Below are 2,872 nucleotides of genomic sequence, written 5' to 3'. Positions count from 1 at the left end.
GGGCCGGACCGAGGGAGGGTGGCACAGCATGAGCGAGCGGGGGCAGGAGTGCGAGGGGGACGATGTTTCCCCGCTGCGGATCGCCGTCATCATCGGCAGTACGCGCGAGGGGCGGGTGGGAGAGAAGATCGGGGACTGGTTCACCACCTGGGCCGATGGGCGGACGGATGTCGGGCTGTCGGTCATCGACCTGATCGATTTCGACTTCCCGGCCCGCTATCCGGACCGGGCCACCGACCAGATGTGCGGCTTCTGCAGCGAGATCGACCGCGCGGACGGATTCGTGGTGGTCACTCCCGAGTACAATCGCTCCTTCCCCGCCTCTCTCAAGCAGGCCATCGACTTCGCCTACGACGAGTGGCAGACCAAGCCGGTCGCCTTCGTCAGCTACGGGCACGGCTCCTGCGGCCTTTATGCCGCGGAGCACCTGCGCTCGGTCTTCACCGAGCTGCACACGGTGACCCTGCGCAACGGCGTCGCCATCGACCTCCTCAACGAGCGGTGGGAGGAGCGCGACCGGGCGGCGGGGCTGATGCTCGACCAGCTCCACTGGTGGGGGCTCGCCCTGCGGGAGGCCCGGGCCGCCCGCCCGTATCCGTCGTAGACCCTCGCCACCCGCCGCCGCCCCCGCCACCCGCCACCCGACTTGTCCGGCCCCTCCGCCGCGTCCGATGAATTCTGACGCCGGTTCGAGTCGATACCCCTGAACCCAGTGATCCACATACCTGCCGAAGACCGCTGAAGGAACTGCGAATGAGTACAGAACTGGCAATCGAGACCAAGGGCCTGGTGAAGGTCTTCGGTGAGAACAGGGCCGTCGACGGCGTCGATCTCTCCGTGCCCGCCGGCACGGTCTACGGCGTCCTCGGCCCGAACGGCGCCGGGAAGACGACGACCGTGAAGATGCTCGCCACCCTGCTGCGGCCGGACGGCGGTGAGGCCAGGGTCTTCGGCAAGGATGTCCGCAAGGACGCCGACGCGGTCCGCAGCCGGGTCAGCCTCACCGGGCAGTACGCCTCGGTGGACGAGGACCTGACCGGCGCGGAGAACCTGGTGCTCCTCGGGAGGCTCCTCGGGCACTCCAAGGCCGCCGCCCGGGTCCGGTCGGTCCAGCTGCTCGACGCCTTCGGTCTGGCCGAGGCGGCGGGCAAGCAGGTGAAGAACTACTCGGGCGGTATGCGGCGCCGTATCGACATCGCCGCCTCCATTCTGAACACCCCCGACCTGCTCTTCCTCGATGAGCCGACCACCGGCCTCGACCCGCGCAGCCGCAATCAGGTCTGGGACATCGTGCGCGCCGTCGTCGCCCAGGGCACCACCGTCCTGCTCACCACGCAGTATCTGGACGAGGCCGACCAGCTCGCGTCCCGTATCGCCGTGATCGACCACGGCAAGGTGATCGCCGAGGGCACCAAGGGCGAGCTGAAGGCGTCCGTCGGCTCGGGCGCGGTCCATCTGCGACTGCGGGACGCCGCGCAGCGGCCCGAGGCCGAGCGGGTGCTCGCCGCGTCCATCGGCGCGGACGTGCAGCTGGACTCCGACCCGGTCGCCCTGACCGCCCGGATCAATGGGGACAGCACCGACCAGGGCGCGGCCGAGCAGGCCGCCCGGGCGCTGGCCCAGCTGGCGCACAGCGGAATCACCGTGGACAGCTTCGCGCTGGGACAGCCCAGCCTGGACGAGGTCTTCCTCGCCCTGACCGACAAGAAGGGGACGGCCGCATGAGCACCGCCACCACCACCAAGGCCACCGACGACGCGGATCTCCTCTTCGAGGGCCCGAAGACGGACGAACTGGCGGCCTTGCTGGTCAGCAAGGAGCGACCACCGCGGCCGAGTGCCCTCTCCGCCTCGATCACCTTCGGGTGGCGGGCCATGCTCAAGATCAAGCATGTGCCGGATCAGCTCTTCGATGTGACGGCCTTCCCGATCATGCTGGTCCTGATGTACACGTACCTCTTCGGAGGCGCGCTGGCCGGGTCGGTCTCGGAGTACATCCAGTTCCTGCTGCCCGGCATCCTCACCATGAGCATCGTCATGATCACGATGTATACGGGCGTCGCGGTCAACACCGATATCACCAAGGGTGTCTTCGACCGCTTCCGTACGCTGCCGATCTGGCGGCCCGCCCCGATGGCGGGCTATCTGCTCGGCGATGTCGTCCGCTATCTCATCGCCTCCGTGGTGATGCTGACCGTCGGCATGATCATCGGCTATCGGCCGGACGGCGGCCCTCTGGGCGTCCTGCTCGGTGTGCTGCTTCTGGTGGTCTTCGCCTTCTGCTTCTCCTGGGTCTGGACGATGTTCGGACTGCTGCTGCGCAGTGAGAAGTCGGTGATGGGCGTCAGCATGATGGTGATCTTCCCGCTGACGTTCCTGAGCAATGTCTTCGTGGACCCGAAGACCATGCCCGGCTGGCTCCAGGCTTTCGTCAACAACAGCCCGGTGACCCATGTCGCCACGGCGGTTCGCGAGCTGATGTCCGGCGAGTGGCCTACGGCGGACATCGCCTGGTCGTTGGGGTGGGCCGCGTTCTTCGTCATCGTCTTCGGCGCTCTGACGATGCGGCTCTACAACCGCAAGTGACCGCGCCCGGACGGGCACGGGTACGCGCACTGCGTGGGGGTGCGCGTACCTCGTGCCCGTCCGGTCCGGCGTTTGGTTGGGTAGGGGACGGCCTCGGCGAAGCTCCGGGAGGAGCGGAGGACGGGAACTCCCTCGTATCGGCGGGATGTTGCTCGCCGGTCGCCGGTCGCCGGTCGCCGGTCGCCGGTCGCTCCGCGCTGATCGCTTGGCGTCAGGCGAGGGGCGGGGCCAGGAAACCCAGCCTGTCCGGCGCTTGAGGACGGACCCTGACCCCTGAGGGGCAGTAC

At 68.3% G+C, this 2,872-nt stretch carries 3 protein-coding genes; all 3 read left to right on the top strand.

All coding sequences use genetic code 11. From position 1 onward, the window contains the following. Positions 1–28 precede the first annotated feature (28 nt). The 3 genes from ACWF94_RS37905 to ACWF94_RS37895 all read left to right on the top strand — a co-directional run bounded on the left by ACWF94_RS37905 (position 29) and on the right by ACWF94_RS37895 (position 2,585). The gene (locus tag ACWF94_RS37905) at positions 29–604 is read left to right on the top strand and encodes an NADPH-dependent FMN reductase (RefSeq protein ID WP_453499402.1); all 576 of its coding nucleotides are present in this window, start codon (positions 29–31) and stop codon (positions 602–604) included. A 149-nt stretch (positions 605–753) separates the two neighbouring features. Then, on the top strand, positions 754–1,725 hold the full coding sequence (locus ACWF94_RS37900) for an ATP-binding cassette domain-containing protein (protein WP_453499400.1): 972 nt from the start codon (positions 754–756) through the stop codon (positions 1,723–1,725). Continuing rightward, a complete protein-coding gene (locus tag ACWF94_RS37895) occupies positions 1,722–2,585 on the top strand; it encodes an ABC transporter permease (protein WP_453499398.1) in 864 nt (287 codons plus the stop codon). Before ACWF94_RS37900 ends, ACWF94_RS37895 begins: the two co-directional genes overlap by 4 nt. Positions 2,586–2,872 lie beyond the last annotated feature (287 nt).

The sequence above is a fragment of the Streptomyces sp. NPDC055078 genome, from assembly GCF_053607985.1.
The sequence above is the reverse complement of the archived record's forward strand: the minus strand, read 5'-3'. Positions and strand labels throughout refer to the sequence as shown.

What these genes read in the sequence shown, in the direction of transcription:
- ACWF94_RS37905 (WP_453499402.1), top strand. Translation starts at nt 29, where the DNA reads ATGAGCGAGCGGGGGCAGGAGTGCGAGGGGGACGATGTTTCCCCGCTG.
- ACWF94_RS37900 (WP_453499400.1), top strand. Translation starts at nt 754, where the DNA reads ATGAGTACAGAACTGGCAATCGAGACCAAGGGCCTGGTGAAGGTCTTC.
- ACWF94_RS37895 (WP_453499398.1), top strand. Translation starts at nt 1,722, where the DNA reads ATGAGCACCGCCACCACCACCAAGGCCACCGACGACGCGGATCTCCTC.